Below are 22,102 nucleotides of genomic sequence, written 5' to 3' on the forward strand. Positions count from 1 at the left end.
ATCTAGTACGGAATGAATGGGGGATGTTAGCATGGGCTCTCAGAACGACACGGACAAGGAGCTACGGACGGACGGTTCGCTCATCGTTCCTCCGGACGATGAGACGCCGACGTGGCTCGAACGAAAACAACGGACACAGGGGCTCGCTCGACTGACGTACGAGTACTTCGAACGCGCTCGCTACGAAGACGAACAGCTTCGACAGGAATCCAGCTACATCGAGCGTGACGTACTGGCGTTCCCGATGTGGCCACACGAGATGATTCGCAATCTCTCGATCGTGAGCTTCTTCGTCGGAATGATACTGCTCCTCTCGGCGACGCTTCCGCCCCACCTCGGCGAACCGGCGGACCCGAGTTCGACGCCGCTGATAATCCTGCCCGACTGGTATCTGTACTGGTCGTTCGGGCTGCTGAAACTCGGCCCGCTGAACCCTGAACTCGCCATCCTCGGCGACGACAAACTCATGGCCGACCGAACGTTCGGCGTCATCGCGAACATCGTCGTGGTCGGCGTCATCGCGCTGGTTCCGTTCTTGAACAAGGGGAGCGCCCGGCGACCGGTCGAAGAGCCGTTTTGGGCCGCAGTCGGCGTGTTCGGCGTCATCTTCGCCATCATGATCAGCGCCTACTCGGTGCAGAATCTCGTCCCCATCGACTCGCACCTGCTCTTCGACCTCACGATGTTGCTTCCGTTCATCGGTGGGATCATCACCTACGCGGTGCTCAAGGCGATGCGGGAAGGATATATGTTCGAACTCAACCGGCGCTACTATAGACTGCGCCCGCCGCGATAAACGGATTCGAACTCAGGCACGGTCGTGGTCTCCCAACTGTCCCGGAATCTCATCTGCAACCTCGGCCGCTCGAAGCGCGTCCCAGAGCGTCGCCTGATTACTCGTCACGACCGGAATCCCGAGGTCGCTTTCCAGCGGTTCTATCGCCGGAAACGTCCGGTAGTTCGTACAGGAGACGAAGACGGCGTCCACGGATTCGGCGACTGATTCGGAATCAGTCGCCGAATCCGAATCAACGTCCAGTGCCGAAACGACCGCTCGAACCTGTCGATAGGCGTCCTCCGGCCTTAGCGACCCGATTCCCGTGTTTGCTTCGATCCCTCGACCGTCCAATTCGACCACATCGAAGCCGGTCTCGTCCAGATACGACTCCTCCCGGTCGTTCAGTTCGTCGGTGTAGGGGGTGACGACCACAATTCGCTCGGCACCGAGTGCCCGCAACGCGCGCTTGACCGACAGTGCGGTAGCCACGGCGGGAACACCCGCTGTTTCCGACAGCGACGCTTCGAGGTCGCTGTCGAAGCCCTTCCCGTGTAGGAGGCTTCCGGTCGTACAGGCGTAGGCGACGACATCGACGTTTGCGTGGGACAGTCGGTCTGCACAGGAAACGGCGTCGTCCGCCATCGAATCCAGTTCTTCGACGGTAACCGATTCGAGCGGCATCCGTGCCGCGTGCAGACTCGCCCCGTCGGATATCGTCTGCTCGAACTCGCCTTCGACCGTCGTGTTCGAGGACGGAACGATAACGCCGAGACGAGCGCGCCAACCGAACATCAGCGACACTCCGTTTTCGAATCCTTCCTCATTCGTCCCACTCCATCTTCCCGTCGGCGCGGTCACGTTCGATCTCCTCGGGGTCACGTTCGTCCGCGAGTCCGTGGCCGCCACCACCAGGTGTGGCGACCGTAATCGTCGTTCCGGCGGGCACGTCGCGCGTCGTCTTCGCCGGAACGACCGTCCCCGCGATTCGGTTCTCGCCCGGTTCGCCGTCGTCGCCCCCCGCGATTCCTCGCGGCGCGACACGGCGTCGCTCCGTCAGCAGCGACACCGTTGCGTCCGCTTCGACAGTAACCGAGCGAACGACGCCGAGACCACCCCGATGCTTGCCGCGTCCGCCGCTGTCTTCGCGGAGTCCGTACTCCTCCACGAACAGCGGGTACTCGGCTTCGAGGGCCTCGACCGGCGTGTTCAACGTGTTCGTCATCCCGACTTGTACGCCGTCCATTCCGTCCTTCGTCGGTCGTCCGCCGAACCCGCCCGCGATGGTCTCGTAGTAGGTAAAGCCGTCCTCGCCACCGTCTCGGCTCCCGATGGTGAGGTTGTTCATCGTCCCCTGTCCCTGTGCCGGGACCCGGTCCGGGGCGGCCTCCGCGAACGCGGTGAACACTACGTCCGTCACCCGTTGGCTGGTTTCGACGTTCCCCCCGACGACCGCTGCAGGAGGTCGCGGGTTCAACAGCGATCCATCCGGAACCGACACGGAAATCGGGTCGTAACAGCCTTGATTCGGTGGAATTTCGGGGTCTGTCACACACCGAATGACGAAGTAGACTGCGCTTTTCGCGACCGCGAGCGGCGCGTTCACGTTTCCGGCCACTTGTTCTGCGGTCCCGGCGAAATCGACCTCGATTCGCTCGCCATCGACCGTCACCGTCACCTCGATGGGTATCTCGTCATCGACGACCCCGTCGCCTTCCATCACGTCTCGTGCGGTGTAGGTTCCATCCGGAAGGTCGGCCAGTTCGGCGCTGATGCGGTCGTGTGAATACTCCATCACGGCGTCGAAAGCGGCGACGACGCGTTCGTGTCCGTGTTCGCTCACGAGGTCGCCGAGTCGGTTCTCCGCCCGTTCGTTGGCCGCGATTTGTGCACGGATGTCCGCCCTGCGCTCGCCGGGGTTCCGGACGTTCGCGAGCAGGAGGTTCATCACGTCGTCGTTTACCTCCCCGCCGTTCACGAGTCTGACCGGCGGCAGTCGGATTCCCTCCTGATATATCTCACGCGCCCCGGCGGGCATGCTTCCGGGGGTCATCCCGCCGACGTCGGCGTGGTGTGCCCGGGAGACGGCGTAGCCAAGGATTTCATCGTCGATGGTGATGGGGGAAACCATCGTTACGTCGGGGAGGTGCGTGCCACCCTCGAACGGGTCGTTCAGCACGAACACGTCGCCCGGTTGAGGGTCGTATCGTAGTACCGTCGTCACTGCCGCGGGCATCGCGCCGAGGTGAACCGGAATGTGTTCCGCCTGCGCGACGAGTCTGCCCTCGGCATCGAACAACGCGGTCGAGCAGTCCCGTCGCTCCTTGATGTTCGGCGAGTACGACGAAGTGATGAGCACTTGTCCCATCTCCTCCGCGACGCTCTCGAACTGATTGCGCATGATCTCGAGCGTCACAGGGTCGATGTCGTCCTCGAAACCGGTGTGGTTTTCGTCGCTCATTCGTCGTCACCTCCGGAGAGCGTGAGGGTTCCATCCACCTGTACCGTGCCACTCCATGCTGGGGGAACGACGACGGTGCTCTCGTTCTGTTCGAGGATAGCGGGTCCCTCGACCGTCTGCCCCTCGTCGAGCCCGACGCGGTCGAACACGGGGGCCTCGTGGAACTGCTCGCCGAAGAAGACCTCGCGGGTTCCCTTTCTCGCACCGCCCGCGGTCCGATAGGAGACAGACAACGATTCGCGCTCGACGACTGCCGTCGCGCGGAGGTTCACGAGTTCTATTGGGTCGTCCATCGTGTAGCCGTACGTGTTCTCGTGCGCCTCGGCGAAGCGACCAGCGACGGCCTCCGCGTCGAACGATTCGCCGACCGGAACGGTGAGTTCGAAGCTCTGGCCCACGTATCGAAGGTCCGCGGCGCGACGAACGATGGCATCGTTCGGATTCTCCACGTCCGCCAGCACGTCCTCCGTAAGGCCGTCGTACGTCGTTTCGATCGACTCCAGTGTGATTCCCGAGAGGTGGCTTCGGAGGGTTCGAACCGAGTCGTGTTTTTCGGCGGCGGCGAGCAGGCCGTAAGCCGACAGGACCCCGCAGGCGTGCGGGACGACGACTGAGTCCATATCCAACCCCTCCGCCAGCGCGGCGGCGTGCATCGGTCCTGCGCCGCCGAACGCGACGAGGCCGAATCCGCGGGGGTCGTGGCCTCGTTCGACCGTGACGGACCGAATCGCTCGCGTCATATTCGCGTTGGCGACCCGGAAGACGCCGCGTGCGGCGTCGAGCGCGCTATCGAGTCCGGCTTCGTCGGCCAGTCGGGAGAGGGCATCGTGGGCCGCTTCCACGTCGAGTTCGAGTTCGCCGCCGAGCGCCGAACTCCCGCCGATGTAGCCGAGGACGACGTTCGCGTCAGTGACCGTGGGCTTCGTTCCGCCCCGTCCGTAACAGGCCGGGCCGGGGTTCGCCCCGGACGACTGCGGTCCGACTCGGAGCGCGCCTCCGGCGTCAACCCACGCGATCGACCCGCCACCTGCTCCGACTGTGTTCACGTCCACCATCGGGGTTTTGATGGGTCGGCCGTTGATCTCCGCGTTCGTCGTTCGTTCGACCTCGCCGTCACGAACGAGGCTCACGTCGCTCGACGTGCCACCCATGTCGAACGTGACCAGTCCGTCGAGGTCCCCGGTGGCGGTTTCCGCCGCGCCGACGACGCCCGCGGCGGGGCCGGACATCGTCGTGGTCACGGCATGTTCGCGCACGGTGCTGGCCGGGGCGATGCCGCCGTTGGCTTGCATGATTCGTGGGACGGGTACGCCGAGGGTTTCCGCACGCTCCTCCAACCGACCGATGTAGGCGTCGATCGCTGGCGTGACGTAGGCATCGACGACCGTCGTCGATGTACGCTCGTATTCGCGAAACTCCGCGAGCACTTCGTGTGACGCGGAGACCGGAACGTCGAGTTCCTCGCGGAGGATTTCGGTAACGATCTGCTCGTTCTCTGGATGTTGATAGGCGTGCAGAAGCGCGACTGCGACGCTTTCCGCGTCGCAGTCGCGAACGTTACGTGCGATTTCGCGGATCTCGTCCTCGTCCGGGGCGACTCGGACGCCGACGATCGCGGTTCGCTCCTCCACTTCGAACCTGCGCCGTCGCGGAACGAGCGGTGCGGGTTTGTCCACGTTCACGTCGTAGAGGTCCGGTCGGGCCTGCCGCCCGATTTCGAGCACGTCGCGGAATCCCTCCGTGGTCACGAGGGCCGTCTCCGCGCCGTTCTCTTCGAGCAGCGCGTTGACGGAAACCGTCATCGCGTGGGTGAACACGTCCACGTCGCTCGGGTCGATTCCGGCCTCCTCGCAGGCTTTTTCGATGCCGGAGATGACGCCGACGCTCTGGTCGTCCGTGCTCGGGACTTTCGCCGTCACGAGCTCGTCGTCGGGCATGAGGAGAACCACGTCTGTGAAGGTGCCCCCCACATCGACACCGACGCGTGTATCGCCGCCCATTCAGAGTACCCCCAAACTCTGTGCGACGCCGTAGAGCGAGCGAAGACCGAGCCAAACGACGATGAGCGTGACGACCACGCCGACGACGTTCTGTGCGGTGCTGTTTACGTACTTTCCGAGGATATCGCGGTCGTTCATCACGTAGATGAGGAAGAGGGCCACGATGGGAAGAAGGATACCGTTCGCGACTTGTGCGAAGACGATCGCCTGCACGGGACTGTAGCCGAGCCCGGAGAAGACGATACCGATGAGTAGGATGGACCCCCAGACGGCGCGGAACTTCGTCGATTTGAGGTCGGTGTCCCAGCCGAGCGCACCAGCCGTGGCGTACGCACCGGCCAGCGGTGCCGTGGTCGCGCTCGTGAACCCGGCGGCGAAGAGACCGATCCCGAACAGGAAGGTCGCTTGTGGTCCGGCGAGCGGTTCTATCTGTTCCGCCATCTGGCTCACGTCGCTGATTTGGGTACCGACCGGGAACGCCGCCGCCGCGGTGACGAGGATGGCGATGGTGATGGCTCCCCCGATGAGAATTGAGAGTATCGTGTCGGCGCGCGATTCGCCCAGTTCGTCCGGCCCGGCCCACCGCTCTTGGACGCTACCGGCATGTAAGAAGAGGTTGTAGCCGACGACGGTGGTTCCGATGAGGCCCGTGATGAGGAAGGTCGAGCCTTCGGGGACGCTCGGGACGAATCCCATCGCCAGGGAACCGAGGTCGGGACCGATGATTATCGCGTCGATGACGAACGAGACGGCCATGAGTCCGACGAGGAAAACGAGCGCTTTCTCGATGAGTTTGTAGCGCCCGGTCCACAACAGCGCGCCAGCACAGAGGCCCATCAATGGACCCCAGATGTTCGCGCTGATTCCCGTGACGCCTTCGAGTCCGGCGGCCCCGCCGAGGATGTTCCCGGTTTCGTAGGCCGCCGTCCCGATGCCGATCGCGCTCACGACGAGCGCGATGCTGATCGTGGAGAGTGCGGGGTTGTCGAACTGTTCTTTGAGCGCTTCGCCGAGACCTCTGCGCGAGACGACGCCCAAGCGGGCGCTCATCTCCTGGAGGACGATGGTGGCGATGATGGAGAACACGATGGTCCAGACGAGGGCGTAACCGAACTTCGCACCCGTCACGCTCGCAGTCGTTACCGTTCCGGGGCCGATGAATGCCGCCGCGACCATCGCGCCCGGCCCGATGGATTGTAGCCTATCTATAATGTTCATGGTTCTTGTCGTGCTATGCTGTCTCAACCCACGATTTGAACTTAAATCCCCCCTAAGAACGGTGTGTACTGCTGTCTATGGGGAGTGACGATCGTATGAACGAGTATGAAATCGTAAGAACCACTCATACGACGCACCCTATTACCCCTTCGTTTATTTCTGCATCAATCCTCCCGAACCTCCGTGATGAGCACCTTCGAAACGCCTTCCTCGATCTCGAGTTCGAACGGCAGTCTGGCCGTACTCAATTCGATGAATCGCATCATGAACCACTTCACCGATTCGGTCGGAAACACCACGTGGTAGGTGTTCCCTCGCGTCGCACGAACGGTCAAAAACCCGCACAGCGACAGCCAATCGAGGAGTTCGCCGAGGGTATCGAATCGATGTTCGTACTCTCGGGCGTGATACTCGGAGACCTTGTCCGCCTGTTCCAGGAAGTCGGGGTTCGGTTCGCCCGTTTCGTTTTCGACGTAGTCCAGAAAGCAGTGAAGGAAATCCACGTCGAGCAGAACGTGTTCGCCGCTCGATAGCATCTGATGATACGCCTCGAGGTTTTCACCGGCATCCGCCGTCGCCGCGTCGTAGTTCGCGGCGTAGAAGGTGAGTGCCTGCCTGACGAGTTCGCTCTGGGGCTTGTCGGCCTGTCCGACGAGGTTGTCGAGTGCCGTCTGTGCGTCGTCGTCCAGCGACACCGTGATACGGTTCGTCATCTCGTGTGTTACTACTGGTGAGGAAGGTTATCGTTCTGTCCCCGTGCGTTGTTCCGCTATCGCGACCATTTCCCGTCCCGCTCCGTGCTCATCCTCGCTTGTTCCGAGAGTGACGGTATCGGCGTCGAAATCGACGTAGTTCTTCCCCTCGATGACGGTTTTTCGCTTTCATTGAAGCGTAGCCACGGACGTGGGCAACCGAACGCCCCATCTCACACTGCACATTTTACCCCTTGCCGAACGTACCCCCTTCATGCTCGGAACGGAAACAACCAACGGGGAAACCACGCAACGGAACCGAAACGCACTGGTCGCGTGGTTTCTCGTGGCGGCGATGGGGGTCACAGTCCTCGTCAGCACGCTCCGCGGCGATTACCTGTGGGCCGTATTCGGCGTCGCGTCGATTCTCATCGCGTCGGTTCCCGCGCTCGTTTTCCGCCGCCCGACGGCGATGGTTCCGTGGGAATCGCTCCTTGCGGTCGCGATTGGCCTTCTCAGCGTCCCGCTCGGGTCGTTGCTTCCACGCTCGGTTGCGACGTTCGTCGCCGTGGCCGGACTCGCGCTGGTGCTGGCCGTCGAGTTCGACGCCTTCACGGCGGTCGAACTCTCGCCGTTCTTCGCCGTGCTGTTCGTCGCCGTCGCGACCATGGCGAGCGCGGGAGTGTGGGCGGTCGTCCAGTGGGCCGGCGACCGATTTTTCGGGATGCAGAACCTCCCGGGGCTCAACGCCGTGATGTGGTCCCTGTTCGCGGCGACCGGTGCGGGGGTCGTTGCCGGACTGCTGTTCGCGGCGTATTTTCGGCGCATCGATACAGCGCGCTTCGGGTTTGGTTCCGACGACGGACGCAAGCGAGGGGCGGAAACGACCGCCGTCGGTGCGACCGAGGGATGGGGGCTGTCCGAGACGCGCCAGCGTCAGGTCGTTCGAGGGTTTCAGCTCGTCCTCGTCGGCGTGCTGCTCTATGGCCTTTACGAGGTAAACGTCGGTATCATCGTCAACACGGCAGTTGCCCTCGCGCTGACAGAACTCCCCGCCCTGCTCGAACGAAACTATGGCCTTCCAATGGATACGCGACTGACGCTCTGGATCGTCGTCCCGGTGTTTCTCCACGCAATCGGCACGGTCGGCCTCTACCAATCCATCGGATTGTGGGACCAGCTGACCCACGCACTTTCGTCCTCGCTCGTCGCGGCGGCGGGATATACCGTCGTTCGCGCTCTCGACGTCCACGCGGACTCCATCTATCTCCCGAAGAAGTTCATGTTCGTTTTCATCCTCCTCTTTACGCTCGCCTTCGGCGTTCTTTGGGAACTGCTGGAGTTCGGACTCGACGGCATTGCGTCGATGACGGGAACCCAGAACGTGCTCGCACAGTACTCCCTCGAAAACACGATGCTGGATTTGGTGTTCGATACACTCGGCGGCGTCGTGGTCGCACTTTGGGGTGCGAGATATCTGTCGAACGTCGCCAACACACTCGCCTCCGACACTTTCGAACAGTGAGAATGGTCGGGATTCGTGTCGTATCCGGTTTCGCATCTTTCCCGTGCGCTCGTTCGTCCCCTCTCGGCTCTACAGCAGGATGGGCAGGCCGCTGTCCTCCCCCAAACCACAGTTGAGCGACCGGGCCGTCGTAAAAACGGTTGACGAGGCGAGGAATCCGAGGTAATCGACCTTCTTTTACGTTGGGAGGTTCTCCGCGAAGAAGTCGCGGTCTTCCTGCTCGATACCGAGCAAGTACAGCATTCCGGCGAACGCGGCGAGTCCAACGACACCACCGATTGCACCTTGCACGAGCGCGACGATCGCGTCGGATCCGATCCCCGAAACGTAGCCCGTGAGTATCGTTTTCGTGCCGAACATCACGACGGCCGAGACTGCCCCGGCGAACACGGGTTTGATGTACCGTCGGGAGTAGGGAAAGAGCCCTTCGGTATACCAGACCTCGTAAATCCGGAGGACGTTGATGGCGACGATGACCGTCGCCGACGCGAGCGCGGCGCCGATGAGCCCGAACTCCTTGATGAACAGATAGTTCATGATGACGTTACAGACGCCGAGTACCCACTGATTGACGAGTGCGAGATAGTGATGATCGGTCATCATCAGCACGTAGCCCGACGGACCGACGCTCGCGTTCGCCAGTTGGGCGACGACCAACAACAGCAGAACCATTACCCCCTGCTGAGCGAACGATTCGCTGAACAGGACGAGCAGTTCGTGCGCGTAGATGACGGCACCGATTGCCGGAAACAATCCCAGCGTGAACGTCCATCGGGTAATTCGACGGTACAACGTTTCGAGGTCCTTCATCTCCCCGTTGTTGTACAACCGGGATGCGATGGGCGGAAACAGTTGACTGAACGCGCTCAGCGGGAGGAGCAGTATTCCGGCGAGGACGACGGCGATTTTGTAGATACCGACGGCGTCCGGCGTACTAATATATGCCCCCGCGAGAAATCCGACCATCAGCAGGTCCACTTTGCTCGCGAGCACCTGTCCGGTATGGCTGGCGGTGAGCGGCAGCGAGAAGTCGTAGAACTCGATGAGTTCGTCGCGCGATGCGCCGAATTTCGGTTTGAGGTCGGCCTTCGTAACCACCAACCAGATAGCGATACAGAACACGATGACAGCAGCGACGACGGTGGCGACGACCGTCTCTAGAAGGGCCAATCCGAGGAGAAGCGCGATGCTGACGCCGATGACGCGAAAGAGCGGCGTCAGGATGTTCCGGATGAACACCTGATACTCCGGCATTTCGAGACTCTTGAAGAGACTCCCGAAACAGCTAATGAGCGTGTCGAGGGGGAGGAGAAACGCGAAGACACGCAGTACATCCACGAACTGTTTTTGATACTCTGGGTCAGCGTACTGCGAAATCCACGGGGCGGCGACAAAGATGATTACGCCGACGGCGACACCGGCAACCAGCGAGGTCAGATAGGAGAGACCCAACATCCGACGGCGTTTCAGCGGATTGCCATCGTATTTGGGAATGAATTTCATGATGGCCTGATTCGTCCCGAGATTGGTGAACACCTGTGCGAACGTCAATACGACCAACCCAAGGGTGTACACACTGAACAACAGGCCACCGAGTCCCCGGACGAGCACCCAATTCAGGACGAATCGAAGTCCGTTGTCGAGACCCTTCCCGGCCATGAAAAAAGACGCACCGCGAGAAACGGATTTGAGCGATGAGTCCGACGATTGGTCAGCCATTATCTTAGATTGGTGCTATACGATTAGAGCTGATTATCTCTTGCGCTTTCGCGTCCCGCGTGTGTGCGTCTGTTTCGCACAACGGCGGAAAATCCGAGTAGGTAACCGTTCGGGATGAACACCGCCGGTCGGAACATGCGTGAGTCAAACTGGTGCCGATTACAGATATCCCAGTTCCTTGAGGCGCGACTCGGTTGCCGAATCGACTGCCGCCTCGTCGGTCTTTTCGTCCTTCGCTGCCGTCTTTGCCTCCCCGATCGTCGTGTCGAAGAACTCGGACTCGCCTGTCGGAGTTCCTTCGTCCGTTTCCACTTTTTCCTGCCAGGATAGTCGGTCACGGTCGAGTTCGTATTCGGTGCGGTTTTCGAGCGAATCCCAGACCGTCTTCGTCGCACCGTCGTATACACACCGAATCATGCGGTCCCAATATTCCTGGTTTGACGGCGGTTCCGGTCCGGCACTCATACCGACCAGTTCGGCGGGCAGTCGGTCGCGGAACACGTCCGGTGTCTCCCCGTTCGCCAGTCCGAGAACGAGGTCACCGAGGTCGAGATGAGAGACGTATTCGTCCTCGACGCTTTCGTATCCATCCGGTGGGTTGATGAGCAACAACGGGACGTGAAGTAGTCCCTCTGAGAGACTACTTTTGTGATTTGCGAGGAAGTCGTCGGCCTCGCGACCGTGGTTTTCCCCGTGGTCGGCCGTGACGACGATGGTCGTATTCGGTGCCGAGTCGAGAACGCGATGAGCGAAATCCGTGAGCACGCGGTCCATATACTCGATGGTTGCACCGTACACTTGCTCGCGGAGATGCCAGTATTCGTCGTGGCGTTCCGATTCGTCCATCAGCTCCCAAACGTCGTATTGACTGGAACTCCACGAGTTCGGCACTTGCTGGAGTGAGGAGTCGAACCATTGGCAGGGGTGTAGCGGTGTGTGGGCGTCCATGAGGTTACAAAACCCGAAGAACGGCACCGACGCATCCTCGATATGCTGCTCTGCAGATCGAACCACGGCCGATGCACCGTCATCGACCTGTTTCCGAATCGGTCCTGTTTTCGTCGTCTCGTGAAGAAAGCCGAAGGCGGTGTTTTTCAGGCTCAACACCGGATGGTCGTGCTTCACGGCTCGTTTGAGATATTCGATGTACTTCGTTCCACCTGTCGCGTCGGTTCGTTGCCCGACTTCGTTAAGACTGGTCGCTTCCGGATAGCGATGTTTCGGTTCGATGGTGGATAGTTCGTCCAGCCACGAATCGAACCCGTAGGTCGGACTAACGAAGGCGTTCGCGCTCACGCCGAACGTAGTATACCCGTCGAGGTCGGTGAGAAACGTTTCCTCGCGGTCGATGCTATCGAATCGCCGATTATGGGTATGGACCCCGTGTTCCGAGGGGAGTTTCCCCGTAAACAAGCTCGCGTGGCTCGGAACGGTCCACGAACTCGCCGCACGACACTGCGTGAACGACACGTCCGCAAGCCGTTGGAGACGTTTCGCGTATTCGGCAAAGAAATCCGCTCGTACCGTATCGAGACAGACGACGAGAACGTTTCGAGGCCTCGAAGCGTCTGTTGGATTCTTAGAGGGGACCATTGGTACAGCAAATACCAAACTGACGTAAAACGATGTCGGCCACATCTTTACAAAACGGAGTATCAGTAAAACCGAGTCCTCCGTGGTTAGTGATCTTAGCTCCCCGCGATTCCTTTTTTCTCACACTGTGCGCCCGCTCTCGGCTCTGGTGTTAAAATATATCACTGTATGGAACAGAGTCAAGTCGGCACCTCGCGTACAACCGTGTTAGTGGGGGAACGATGATAGACACACACGAAGAGGGGCACGAGAGCGTGAAACGAACGGTGACGGAGCGCGAGGATGACTTCGGGGGGACTCGTGCCAGCGTGGACCACCACGGACACGAATCGATGTTTCGACGACGGTTTTGGATTTGTTTGGCTCTCTCGGTTCCGGTCCTCTATTTCAGCCCGTTCGTCCAGTCAACGCTCGGATATACCGCGGTTCGGTTTCCCGGTAGCACGTGGGTAACGCCGGTTTTCGCGGTCATCGTCTTTGCCTATGGTGGGGTTCCGTTTCTCGGTATGGCTCGCGTGGAGGCGAAAAATCGCGAACCAGCGATGATGATGCTCATTTCGCTCGCCATCACCGTCGCGTTCGTCTACAGCCTCGCGGCGTTTCTCTTCCTTCCCGGGACGATGAGTTTCTTCTGGGAACTGGTGACGCTCATCGACATCATGCTTCTCGGTCACTGGCTGGAGATGCGAAGTGTCCGACAAGCCTCCGGTGCGTTGGACGAACTGGCGAAACTGATGCCCGATACCGCCGAACGAATCGCCGACGATGGGACGACCGAGGCGGTTCCGACCACCACCCTCCGCGACGGTGACCGAATACTCGTCCGACCCGGTGCGAGCATTCCGGCGGATGGCGTCGTCGAAGACGGCGATTCGACCGCCGACGAGTCGATGATTACCGGAGAATCACGTCCCGTTGATAAGGACGCTGGCGACGAGGTCATCGCCGGTACCATCAACTCCGGCGATGGAAGCCTGCGCGTTCGCGTGGCCGCGACTGGTGACGAGACGACATTGGCCGGGATCATGCGCCTGGTCGAGGATGCACAAGGGAGTCGGTCCCGAACGCAGGTACTTGCCGACAGAGCCGCGGGATGGCTGTTCTACGTCGCGCTCGCCGTTGCCACGATCACCGCGGTCGCATGGATTCTCGCAACCGGTTTCGACATCGCGGTCGTCGAGCGAGTCGTCACCGTTCTCGTCATCGCCTGTCCACACGCGCTCGGCTTGGCCGTTCCGCTGGTCGTCTCCATCAACACCTCGATGGCGGCGGGAAACGGCGTCCTCGTCCGCGACCGAATCGCGATGGAGGATGCAAGACACCTCGATACCATCATGTTCGACAAGACAGGGACGCTCACGCGCGGCGAACAGGGTGTCGTGGGCATCGAAACCGTAGACGACTGGGACGACGACCGCGCACTCGCTCTCACAGCTAGCGTCGAGGGCGACTCGGAACACGTCATCGCGCGGGCGATTCGACAAAAAGCGGACGAAACCGGCGTCGAACTGCCCGAAGTCACCGAGTTCGAAGCCATCAAGGGTCGCGGCGTTCGAGCGACGGTCGAGGGTAGTGAACTGCTCGTCGGTGGACCGAACCTGCTGGAATCGTTCGATGTGACCCCTCCGACTGCCATCTCGGAATTCGCCCGGGAATCCGGCTCGAAGGGTCACACGGTCGTGTACCTCGTTTCCGACGACGAAATCGTCGCCGCGTTCGCACTGGCCGACGTCATCCGCGAGGCGAGCGAGCGGGCGATCGACGCCCTTCACGCGATGGACATCGAAGTTGCCATGCTGACCGGCGATAGCGAGCCAGTCGCTCGATTCGTCGCTGACGAACTCGACATCGACACCTACTTCGCCGAAGTACTTCCCGAGGAGAAAGACGAGACGGTCATGGAGCTTCAGGAGCAGGGCAAACTGGTTGCCATGGTCGGCGATGGCGTCAACGACGCTCCTGCGTTGACGCGCGCCGATGTCGGAATCGCTATCGGAAGCGGTACCGACGTCGCGATCGAGTCGGCGGATATCGTGCTCGTGGAAAACGACCCCCTCGACGTGGTAAAACTCGTCCGACTGAGCCGTGCGAGCTATCGCAAGATGCAGGAAAACCTCGTCTGGGCGACCGGCTACAACGTGTTCGCGCTTCCACTGGCGGCCGGTCTCCTCGCACCCATCGGCGTCCTGCTCTCACCGGCGGTCGGAGCGGTTTTTATGTCGGCGAGTACGGTTATCGTGGCGGTCAATGCCCAACGGCTTCGGAACACCGACCTCTCTGTGTGACTGGAGGGAACCGGTGACATTGGTCGCCACCCACTCGTTTAACCTCCCGCCAGACGACCTTCGAGTCATCCGATGTCGTCCAGTCCTCGTTCGCTCACTGTTCGTCTCCAAAACGCGGTTCGTGGGCTTCGCGGCGACGGCCGCGGCTGGATTCTCATCGCTGTGGCGCTTGGCTGGGCGTTCACCCTCGGCCTGCGATTTCTCGTTCCAGCGCTACTGCCCCAAATAAAAACGACGTTCGAGGTCACCAACGCCACCGCTGGACTCGCCATTACGACCCTCTGGGTTGGATACGCCCTGATGCAGTTTCCGGCCGGTATTCTTATCGACCGGATCGGCGAGCGAACGCTCCTAACGACGAGCCTCTGTCTATCAGGGGTGAGCCTGTGTCTGATCGGACTCTCACCGGTGTTCGTCGTTTTCTTCGCTGGAAGTACGGCGTTCGGGCTCGGGTCCGGACTGTACGGCCCGAGTCGGGGAACTGTTCTCTCGCGCACCTATACGCGAAACGCCGGCGCGGCGTTCGGCGTCACGCTCGCCGTCGGGAGCATCGGTTCCGCAGTCCTTCCGAACGTGGCGACTACGATCGTCGGGGAGGTCGGATGGCGATACATCCTTGCCGGACTCTCGATTCCGTTTTTCGTCGTCGCAGCGTTGGCGTGGCGGGTCGTTCCCGAACGCTCGGGAACGACCGCTGGCGGATACGCCGAATCGACGGATGGTGGAAGCCTCGATTCCGAACCCGCCGACACGACACTCTTCGACCGTCGCATGCTCCGCGACATCGTACGAACGCTCTCCGACCGCTCGATTTTCCTCGCGGTCGTCGCTATGGCGCTCCTCCTGTTTGTCTTTCAGGGGTTGACGGCGTTTCTGCCGACGTATCTCCAAACCAAGGGAATGAGCCAGCAAACCGCTGCCCTGTTGTTCGGCGTCATGTTCATCGCGGGTGCGGTTTCACAGGTCGTCGCGGGCGGTGCCGCGGACCGAATCGGTGTCAAACCCGTCCTTCTCGCCGTCACTGCGATCGGTGTCGTAACGCCAGTGGCCCTCACGCTCGCGTCGGGAACGGCAGTTCTCGCGGTCGTCGTCTCCATCCTCGGCACTCGGATGGCGATTGCACCCGTGAATAACGCATACGTCGTTCGGGCGCTCCCCGAACATATCGAGGGCTCCGCGTGGGGATTCCTCCGAACCGGGTTTTTTCTGGTCGGTTCGACCGGTTCGACGTTCGTCGGCTATTTCGCCGACGCGAACCGGTTTGACTTCGCGTTTCTCGTGTTAGCGGGGTTGTCGGCTGTCGCGCTGGGATTGTACACGATGTTGCCCGACCCGGAATAGAAGACGACCGTCAGCTCGAAATACTCGTCGAGTGATGGGTGTCGGCGGGCTATCGCTATCATCGTGACTGATCGATACCGAACTCAACTGCTCAATGCAATCGTCGCCTTCACGATCTATCTGCCGGTTTCAGTAAGCCGTGATATCTCATCGAGGGGAACGATTTTGTATCAGATTTCTATTCAATTCTGTATGGACGAGTCCGCTCTCCGAAGCCAAATGTACCGAATCAGGCGACGGCAGTATCTCATTCTCATTCTGCTGATCGCCCCGATCTTTCGTCTCATCGCCGAACTGATCGGATTCTGGACTGCTGGAGTTCTCTGTACCGTGCTTGGCCTCGTCTCATTCGCGACGTTCGTCTTTCGTCGCAGATGAAATCGGAACGCGACGGGACAGTAACCCGAAATCGGCGCTCGATTCGTGCGCCGATAGCAACTTCGATTATGATGGATTGCGGGGCATCCTCGTATCGGTTTTCGGGTCGATGATCGACGATTCAGCACCTCGCTCGGGGAGGATTCCAGCGTGAAAGAACATCCCCTCGTCCGAAAAGAGTCGGCGTTTGAGGTGCGCGAGAACGTGTGGCTCAGTCTGTTCCGACAAGTCCGCCGAAAGGCTGATTTTACTCCCCCAGTTCGGTTTCGACCGAGAGCCACCACAGATGACCTCGGTTCCGTGCCTCCGTGTGTTCGAGAACGCCGTCCTCGACCAGTTCGTGAAGTCGGTCGAACATCGCATCAAGCGATACGTCGAACTCGTCCGCGAGATACCGCGTGTTCACGACCGGTGCTGGCGCGTCTCGAATCGCGGCGACGATGTTCGCCGGTTCGAGGGACGCTTCCCCGGAGTCCATACGCATCCTCCGTCGCCGAATGGTATGTGCAGTTCGGCCGGATTGACCGGCCGAACTGCAGGGGTTTAGACTCGAACGACTCCCGACTCGCTGTTGCGTGGACGAAACGTTTTTCCGCGCTACCGACGGAATGGAAACTGGCATGTATCCATCTGCCACTGCCGGTGGTCGATTTTGGCCGACCACGGCACACTGAAGCGACTTCTGCTGTACCGATAGTGATACTCACAACCCGGGAGGAGAGCCATGCCTGAAATCGATCCGTGGGGCGACGTCGAAATTACAGACTACGAGGCGACGATGGCGCAGTTCGGTATCGAACCGGTTGCGGAGCTTGCGGACCGGTTGCCCGATAACCGCCTCGTTCGACGAGGCATCGTTTTCGGGCACCGGGACCTCGACACCGTGCTTGATGCCCGCGACGAAAGCGATCCGTTCGCCATGATGACCGGCATCATGCCCTCGGGTGTCTTCCACTTCGGCCACCTCGGCGTGGTCGAGCAGGTGCTCATGTTCCAGGAGATGGGCGCACAAGTCACCCTTTGCGCGGCGGACATCGAATCCTACACCACGCGGGACGTGTCGCTCGAAGACGCTCGCGAACTCGTGATAGAGGAGTATCTGCTGAACTACGTCGCGCTAGGACTGAACCTCGACGCGACGGACTTCTACTTCCAGTCGCAAGCGGGTAACGACCATCACGTCCGGAGCAAGCTGTTCGCTCGGCACGTCACACAAAACGAGTTCGAAGCGACGTACGGCAATGCCGATCCCGGAAAGATGGCGTCGGCGCTGACCCAATACGCCGACATCCTTCGTCCGCAATCGACCGAACACGGCGGCCCAAAACCGACCGTCGTTCCGGTCGGAATTGACCAAGACCCGCACGTCAGGCTGACGCGAGACGTTGCGTCTCGATATCGAGATACATCGTATCGAAAGCCTGCGAGTACGTACCACCGGTTCATGCGGGGATTGCAGGGTGGGAAGATGAGTTCGTCCGACCCGAAAAGCTACATCGCCCTCACCGATTCGATTCCGGACGCGAAACGAAAAATCGACGAGGCGAAAACCGGCGGCCGGGTCAGTATCGAGGAACACCGCGAAAAGGGCGCCGACGTCGAGGAAGACATGGTGTTCGAACTGCTCGCGTACCATCTCGTCGAGGACGACGACGAACTGAACCGGATTCGCACCGAGTACGAATCCGGGGCGATGCTTTCGGGCGAACTGAAAGCGATTGCCAAGGAACGGCTCGAAACGTTCCTCCGGGAACATCATCGGAAACGCGAGGAGGCTCGGCCGAAAGTCGAGCAGTACGTCGCGGACAACCTCCCCGGGGCAGTTCACTGATGCGAATCCGGTGCCTCCGTGCGACCGAACTCGTTCCGTTCGTGGACGAGAGCGGAATTTTATGCTCCCTCCCCACGGTTAGTTTAGCATGTACCTCGCCGACAAGACGTGGCCGGAACTGGGCGACTACGTCGCCGAAGAATCCGTCGCAGTCGTGCCGCTGGGTTCGACCGAACAGCACGGTCCGCATCTGCCGCTCGCGACCGATCACCTCATCGCGGAAGCGCTAGCACGGGAGGCCGCGGACCGAACGGGCTACCTCTGCACGCCGACGATAAACGTCGGCGTCAGTCCCCATCACAAGCAGTTCCACGGAACGATGTGGGTCGATGCACGGGCGTTCCGAGAGTACGTTGAAAGCTTCACACGGAACCTCACATATCACGGTATCGACCGCGTCGTGTACGTCAACGCCCATGGCGGCAACATGCAGCACCTCCGTGAGGTCGGTCGGCGACTTCGCGAGGACGAAGTCGCCTTCGCCGTCGAATGGATGTGGGATGAGTCGATTCCCGACCTCGTGAGTGATCTGTTTGAATACAACGGCCCCCACGGTGGGCCAAAGGAGACGGCGATGATCATGCACATCGCGGGCGAGTTGGTCCGAACGGATCAACTCGCGAACGCGCGGGACGGTGGTTTGGCCGACCTCCGTGACGGAAACTTTACGATTCACGGTGCACGCAACTACTACGACGCGATCGACAACACGGAAAACGGGGTGCTCGGCGACCAGACCGACGCGACACCCGAGAAAGGTGAAAAAATCTTCGAGGCGGCGACGGAACAACTCGTCTCCCTCCTCGAGTGGTTGGACGGTGCGCGATTTTCGGATTTGATGGCGAAACCGCACGTCGAACCGCAACCCGGCAGTCGGTGCGAGTATGCGCCGTGATGTTCCGACGGTTGAACTGACACCGTTTCTTCGAACGTTCCCGCACTCCACACCGAAGTCAGTGGTGTCTCCAGAACTGCCACAACGTTTTTACAATTACTCTCGCGCATAAAAGCGGCTTGCACAGACAGGCACACGAGAGTAACCGATGACGTGTGATGAGGCAACTATCAATGGAAACGAAGCCAGGTCGGGAAACGAAGAGTTCCTATGGAAGTCGGTTCCGCGACGCAACGACTGGGTTTTTCCAGAAGTACGGACTCGGGTTCGTGATGGTGGCGAGCTACTTCGGCTCCGGTTCTGTATTCATCGCCAGTTCCGCCGGTGTTCGGTACGGATATGGCCTCCTTTGGGCCGTCGTCGGGGCGGTTCTGCTGGGATTCATGGCACAGGATATGAGTGCACGGCTGGGGATCTTCGGCGAACCGCTCATGGCGTTCGTCCGTCGAAAAATCGGTCCGACCGGTGCGACGGTGATCGCCGCCGTTCTATCCATCGGCTGTGTCGCGTGGACCCTCGAACTCACCGCAGCGGTCGGAAAAGGTGTCTCGATACTCCTCGGTGGTGCGGTCGGTTGGCAGCCCCTCGCGCTGGTGACGGGACTCCTCGCCATCCTCATCGGCGTGCTGAACTACGACGGGGTGGAGCGCATCATGACTGCCATGATGCTCGCTTTGCTCGTCATTTACATGGGTGTCGCAGGCGTGAGCAGTCCCTCGATGGCGGACGTCGCGGGCGGATTCGTTCCCTCAGTTCCCGTCGGTGGAGCGTTGACGCTCGCGGCCGCTATCATCGGGACGACCGCGCTGTGGCCGAACTTCTTCCTCGAATCGAACCTCGTGGACAAAAAGGGTTGGGTCGGTGAGGAAGGCGTCTCTGAGATGCGTCGTGACCTCGGAATCGGCTATCTCGTTGGTGGCCTGACGACAGTGGCGATCGTGGTCGTCGCCGCGGCGGTTCTGCGTCCTGCTGGGTACACCGAACTGGAGACGTTCATCACGCCGGGCCGAGCGCTTGCCGACGTGTTCGGCGAGTGGGCGATGATCGTCTTTCTCCTCGGAACCCTCGCGGCGGCGTTCAACAGTATCGTGCCGATAATGTGGACGCCTGCCTATCTCCTCCAGAACGCACGCGGACGAGTCGCCGATAGCGCGACCCGCGAGTTCAAGATCATCTACGCGGTCGGCGTCGGTATCGGAAGCCTCTCCCCACTTGTACACCAGTTCGCGGGACTGAGTGTTATCGACATGATACTCTTGTTTCCGGCGTACAACGCCATCGTCGGTTTGCCAATCACGGCGATCTTGTTGTTCTGGGCGGTAAATGACCGGAACACGATGGGAGAACACCGAAACGGGATGGCGCTGACAGCGGTGAACTTCCTGCTCGTCCTCCTCTCGGCGTATCTCGCCGTGACGTCGCTCCCTGGATTCATCGACGCACTGACCTCGGGCGGTCTCTAACGACTGAGACGAATGCTTCCCGACCCGACAACGCTGGCGGTCCTGGTCGTCATTGCGTTTCTGTCCGGTATCGGAATCACGGCCGTCGGACCAGGTGGTATTTTCATCACGGTCGCCCTGTTCGCACTGACGGACGTTTCGTCGTCGGTCGTCGCAGGAACTGCGATGACGACCTTTGTTTTCACGGGTGTGCTTGGAAGTCTTACGTACCTTCAGTCCGGTGAACTACGCTCTACGTCGGGGAGACGGCTCGCAGCCCTCGTAACGCTTCCGAGCGTAGTCGGCGCTATTGCCGGGGCGTTCGCCAACACGGTCCTTTCTGATGGCCTATTCGGAATCATGTTGACCGGATTTACCATGCTGGTTGGAACGAGTATCGTCTATCGGGAGCAACGGGGTCTGGATTCAAAATGGTCGTTTCGAACAGATTCGACACTCGGAATCCTCGTTTTCGGCGTTCTCGGCTTCTGTATCGGTTTCTTGGGTGGACTGCTCGGCGTCGGCGGGCCCGTCATCGCCGTTCCTGTCCTCGTCGTCCTCGGCGTTTCGATGCTCGACGCACTGGCAGCCGCGCAAGTGCAGTCTGTGTTCCTTTCTGCGTTTGCCGCCTCGACATACCTGATGGAGGGTGCTGTGTCGATTCCGTTGGCCGTCGCCATCGGTGTTCCCGAACTGGCAGGCGTCGTCGTCGGGTGGCGGGTCGCTCATTTCATCGACCCATCCCGTTTGAAACTTGCGCTCGGTGGTTCACTCGTCGCTGCCGGGTTCGCGCTCATTTTTTCGTAATCTCGATACGGAGACCGGGAAGGTGGTGTCCGGCACACCCTGGCGCGTGTCAGCTAGACGTAGTGTTGGCGAAAAACCGTTCGGTGAGCGTGTCGGTAAGCAGGTCGATGAGTTCGGTGTCACAGTCGTCCAATTCCCCAAACACGCCGAGTGGGACGACTCCACCGGCCATATCGCGGTGGCCGCCCGCGCTCCCGACCCCGCCGAACGCCGCGGTCATCACCTCGCCGATGTGGACTCGTGGGTCGCGAGTTCTCGCGCTCAGATGGACGGTCCCATCGATGATTCCGAACACGAGTGTCGTGGTGATCCCCTCCAAATTGAGGAGGTAATCCGCGGCCTGTGGGAGAGTATCCCGTTCGTCCGTTCGTCCAGTGTGGGTGACCAGATACGATCCTCGAACCGCGCGGTTTTGAATCGTCTCTCCGATGGAATCGAGCGTTTCGTGCGTGAACAGAGAATCGGACAACCGACGGAGCAGATTGATATCCGCGTGTGGATGCAGGAATCGAGCACTCGTGTACTCCGCTCCCGTGGCACTACGCGTGAATGCGAGTGTCTCCCGGCGAATCCCGAACAACAACGCCGTTGCGAGTCGCTTGTCGAGTTCGATGTCGAGAAACGCGAGATACTCGGTTAGGATGGACGCTGTCGCGCCGACTTCGGCCCTGTGGTCGACGTACTTGGCATCGATTCCCGTGACTGAGTGGTGATCGATGACGATATCCGGCATCGTCCCTTCCGGGACGGAGTTGTTGACACCGGGTTTTGCATGATCGACGAACGCGAGTAGGGACGATGAACGCAGGCAGTTCTCGGTCAATCGGTACAGTTCGATGTCGAGGGCGTTGACCATCGCACGGTTCTGTTGATGAGTGATTTCTCCACCGTAATACAGGGTAACGTCCTCGACACCGACGTGTTCCGCGACCGTCGAGAGGGCGAGCGCGCTACTGATACAGTCGGGGTCGGGGTCGTTGTGACAAAGGATGGCTAACGAGTCGTTCCCGTCCAGTAGTTGAAGCAAGGAATCGAGACGTATCTCCGTCCGGTTCGGACTCGACTTAGGGTTGACGTTGATCCCACTGCTCAAAGTTGCTCTCCTGTCGGTTCTGCTATGAGTAATACATACCTCAACGA

19 protein-coding genes are annotated in these 22,102 nt (G+C 60.4%); 9 read left to right on the plus strand and 10 right to left on the minus strand.

What is annotated here, in order from left to right; all coding sequences use genetic code 11:
* Positions 1-31: 31 nt before the first annotated feature.
* Complete coding sequence (locus OOF89_RS14605) at positions 32-796, plus strand: cytochrome b family protein (RefSeq protein WP_266080327.1); 765 nt, start codon at positions 32-34, stop codon at positions 794-796.
* Between the two features lie 12 nt (positions 797-808).
* On the opposite strand, the gene OOF89_RS14610 is transcribed toward OOF89_RS14605, so the two are convergent.
* The 5 genes from OOF89_RS14610 to OOF89_RS14630 all read right to left on the minus strand — a co-directional run bounded on the left by OOF89_RS14610 (position 809) and on the right by OOF89_RS14630 (position 7,167).
* Complete coding sequence (locus tag OOF89_RS14610) at positions 809-1,570, minus strand: maleate cis-trans isomerase family protein (RefSeq protein WP_266080554.1); 762 nt, start codon at positions 1,568-1,570, stop codon at positions 809-811.
* A gap of 28 nt (positions 1,571-1,598) precedes the next feature.
* Complete coding sequence (locus tag OOF89_RS14615) at positions 1,599-3,236, minus strand: hydantoinase B/oxoprolinase family protein (protein WP_266080329.1); 1,638 nt, start codon at positions 3,234-3,236, stop codon at positions 1,599-1,601.
* Positions 3,233-5,236, minus strand: coding sequence for a hydantoinase/oxoprolinase family protein (locus tag OOF89_RS14620; protein ID WP_266080331.1), 2,004 nt, complete (start codon positions 5,234-5,236; stop codon positions 3,233-3,235). Before OOF89_RS14620 ends, OOF89_RS14615 begins: the two co-directional genes overlap by 4 nt.
* The gene (locus OOF89_RS14625; protein ID WP_266080333.1) at positions 5,237-6,454 is read right to left on the minus strand and encodes an Nramp family divalent metal transporter; all 1,218 of its coding nucleotides are present in this window, start codon (positions 6,452-6,454) and stop codon (positions 5,237-5,239) included.
* A 164-nt stretch (positions 6,455-6,618) separates the two neighbouring features.
* Positions 6,619-7,167 carry a ribbon-helix-helix protein, CopG family gene (locus OOF89_RS14630; protein WP_266080335.1) on the minus strand — a complete coding sequence of 183 codons (549 nt, stop codon included), beginning with the start codon at positions 7,165-7,167 and terminating at the stop codon, positions 6,619-6,621.
* A 253-nt stretch (positions 7,168-7,420) separates the two neighbouring features.
* Between OOF89_RS14630 and OOF89_RS14635 the strand changes: the two genes are divergently transcribed.
* On the plus strand, positions 7,421-8,671 hold the full coding sequence (locus OOF89_RS14635; RefSeq protein WP_266080337.1) for a hypothetical protein: 1,251 nt from the start codon (positions 7,421-7,423) through the stop codon (positions 8,669-8,671).
* 177 nt (positions 8,672-8,848) lie between these two features.
* Here the strand turns inward: OOF89_RS14635 and OOF89_RS14640 are convergent, their stop codons facing one another.
* Positions 8,849-10,390: an oligosaccharide flippase family protein gene (locus OOF89_RS14640; protein ID WP_266080338.1), complete on the minus strand. Its 1,542-nt coding sequence runs from the start codon at positions 10,388-10,390 to the stop codon at positions 8,849-8,851.
* Between the two features lie 159 nt (positions 10,391-10,549).
* Complete coding sequence (locus tag OOF89_RS14645) at positions 10,550-11,983, minus strand: sulfatase-like hydrolase/transferase (RefSeq protein ID WP_266080340.1); 1,434 nt, start codon at positions 11,981-11,983, stop codon at positions 10,550-10,552.
* A 221-nt stretch (positions 11,984-12,204) separates the two neighbouring features.
* On the opposite strand from OOF89_RS14645, the gene OOF89_RS14650 reads away from it, so the two are divergent.
* From OOF89_RS14650 to OOF89_RS14660, 3 genes are all read left to right on the plus strand, one after another.
* Complete coding sequence (locus OOF89_RS14650; RefSeq protein WP_407661635.1) at positions 12,205-14,268, plus strand: heavy metal translocating P-type ATPase; 2,064 nt, start codon at positions 12,205-12,207, stop codon at positions 14,266-14,268.
* A gap of 72 nt (positions 14,269-14,340) precedes the next feature.
* Complete coding sequence (locus tag OOF89_RS14655) at positions 14,341-15,609, plus strand: MFS transporter (protein ID WP_266080342.1); 1,269 nt, start codon at positions 14,341-14,343, stop codon at positions 15,607-15,609.
* A gap of 192 nt (positions 15,610-15,801) precedes the next feature.
* On the plus strand, positions 15,802-15,987 hold the full coding sequence (locus tag OOF89_RS14660) for a hypothetical protein (protein ID WP_266080344.1): 186 nt from the start codon (positions 15,802-15,804) through the stop codon (positions 15,985-15,987).
* Positions 15,988-16,053: 66 nt separating this feature from the next.
* On the opposite strand, the gene OOF89_RS14665 is transcribed toward OOF89_RS14660, so the two are convergent.
* Both OOF89_RS14665 and OOF89_RS14670 read right to left on the minus strand, forming a co-directional pair.
* Positions 16,054-16,215 carry a hypothetical protein gene (locus OOF89_RS14665; protein ID WP_266080346.1) on the minus strand — a complete coding sequence of 54 codons (162 nt, stop codon included), beginning with the start codon at positions 16,213-16,215 and terminating at the stop codon, positions 16,054-16,056.
* Between the two features lie 19 nt (positions 16,216-16,234).
* Complete coding sequence (locus OOF89_RS14670; RefSeq protein ID WP_266080347.1) at positions 16,235-16,465, minus strand: hypothetical protein; 231 nt, start codon at positions 16,463-16,465, stop codon at positions 16,235-16,237.
* Between the two features lie 246 nt (positions 16,466-16,711).
* Between OOF89_RS14670 and trpS the strand changes: the two genes are divergently transcribed.
* From trpS to OOF89_RS14690, 4 genes are all read left to right on the plus strand, one after another.
* On the plus strand, positions 16,712-17,818 hold the full coding sequence (gene trpS, locus OOF89_RS14675) for a tryptophan--tRNA ligase (protein ID WP_266080349.1): 1,107 nt from the start codon (positions 16,712-16,714) through the stop codon (positions 17,816-17,818).
* An 88-nt stretch (positions 17,819-17,906) separates the two neighbouring features.
* A complete protein-coding gene (locus OOF89_RS14680; protein WP_266080351.1) occupies positions 17,907-18,713 on the plus strand; it encodes a creatininase family protein in 807 nt (268 codons plus the stop codon).
* A gap of 173 nt (positions 18,714-18,886) precedes the next feature.
* Positions 18,887-20,176 carry an NRAMP family divalent metal transporter gene (locus tag OOF89_RS14685; protein WP_407661636.1) on the plus strand — a complete coding sequence of 430 codons (1,290 nt, stop codon included), beginning with the start codon at positions 18,887-18,889 and terminating at the stop codon, positions 20,174-20,176.
* A gap of 12 nt (positions 20,177-20,188) precedes the next feature.
* Positions 20,189-20,962: a sulfite exporter TauE/SafE family protein gene (locus OOF89_RS14690; RefSeq protein ID WP_266080353.1), complete on the plus strand. Its 774-nt coding sequence runs from the start codon at positions 20,189-20,191 to the stop codon at positions 20,960-20,962.
* Positions 20,963-21,011: 49 nt separating this feature from the next.
* Here the strand turns inward: OOF89_RS14690 and OOF89_RS14695 are convergent, their stop codons facing one another.
* Complete coding sequence (locus tag OOF89_RS14695; RefSeq protein ID WP_266080355.1) at positions 21,012-22,055, minus strand: DHH family phosphoesterase; 1,044 nt, start codon at positions 22,053-22,055, stop codon at positions 21,012-21,014.
* Between the last annotated feature and the right edge of the window lie 47 nt (positions 22,056-22,102).

Source organism: Haladaptatus caseinilyticus (assembly GCF_026248685.1).
Lineage (GTDB): Archaea > Halobacteriota > Halobacteria > Halobacteriales > Haladaptataceae > Haladaptatus > Haladaptatus caseinilyticus.

Excerpts from the sequence above, each read along its gene's own strand:
- OOF89_RS14605 (WP_266080327.1), top strand. The coding sequence starts at position 32 with ATGGGCTCTCAGAACGACACGGACAAGGAGCTACGGACGGACGGTTCG.
- OOF89_RS14610 (WP_266080554.1), bottom strand. The coding sequence starts at position 1,570 with ATGTTCGGTTGGCGCGCTCGTCTCGGCGTTATCGTTCCGTCCTCGAAC.
- OOF89_RS14615 (WP_266080329.1), bottom strand. The coding sequence starts at position 3,236 with ATGAGCGACGAAAACCACACCGGTTTCGAGGACGACATCGACCCTGTG.
- OOF89_RS14620 (WP_266080331.1), bottom strand. The coding sequence starts at position 5,236 with ATGGGCGGCGATACACGCGTCGGTGTCGATGTGGGGGGCACCTTCACA.
- OOF89_RS14625 (WP_266080333.1), bottom strand. The coding sequence starts at position 6,454 with ATGAACATTATAGATAGGCTACAATCCATCGGGCCGGGCGCGATGGTC.
- OOF89_RS14630 (WP_266080335.1), bottom strand. The coding sequence starts at position 7,167 with ATGACGAACCGTATCACGGTGTCGCTGGACGACGACGCACAGACGGCA.
- OOF89_RS14635 (WP_266080337.1), top strand. The coding sequence starts at position 7,421 with ATGCTCGGAACGGAAACAACCAACGGGGAAACCACGCAACGGAACCGA.
- OOF89_RS14640 (WP_266080338.1), bottom strand. The coding sequence starts at position 10,390 with ATGGCTGACCAATCGTCGGACTCATCGCTCAAATCCGTTTCTCGCGGT.
- OOF89_RS14645 (WP_266080340.1), bottom strand. The coding sequence starts at position 11,983 with ATGGTCCCCTCTAAGAATCCAACAGACGCTTCGAGGCCTCGAAACGTT.
- OOF89_RS14650 (WP_407661635.1), top strand. The coding sequence starts at position 12,205 with ATGATAGACACACACGAAGAGGGGCACGAGAGCGTGAAACGAACGGTG.
- OOF89_RS14655 (WP_266080342.1), top strand. The coding sequence starts at position 14,341 with ATGTCGTCCAGTCCTCGTTCGCTCACTGTTCGTCTCCAAAACGCGGTT.
- OOF89_RS14660 (WP_266080344.1), top strand. The coding sequence starts at position 15,802 with ATGGACGAGTCCGCTCTCCGAAGCCAAATGTACCGAATCAGGCGACGG.
- OOF89_RS14670 (WP_266080347.1), bottom strand. The coding sequence starts at position 16,465 with ATGGACTCCGGGGAAGCGTCCCTCGAACCGGCGAACATCGTCGCCGCG.
- trpS (WP_266080349.1), top strand. The coding sequence starts at position 16,712 with ATGCCTGAAATCGATCCGTGGGGCGACGTCGAAATTACAGACTACGAG.
- OOF89_RS14680 (WP_266080351.1), top strand. The coding sequence starts at position 17,907 with ATGTACCTCGCCGACAAGACGTGGCCGGAACTGGGCGACTACGTCGCC.
- OOF89_RS14685 (WP_407661636.1), top strand. The coding sequence starts at position 18,887 with ATGGAAACGAAGCCAGGTCGGGAAACGAAGAGTTCCTATGGAAGTCGG.
- OOF89_RS14690 (WP_266080353.1), top strand. The coding sequence starts at position 20,189 with ATGCTTCCCGACCCGACAACGCTGGCGGTCCTGGTCGTCATTGCGTTT.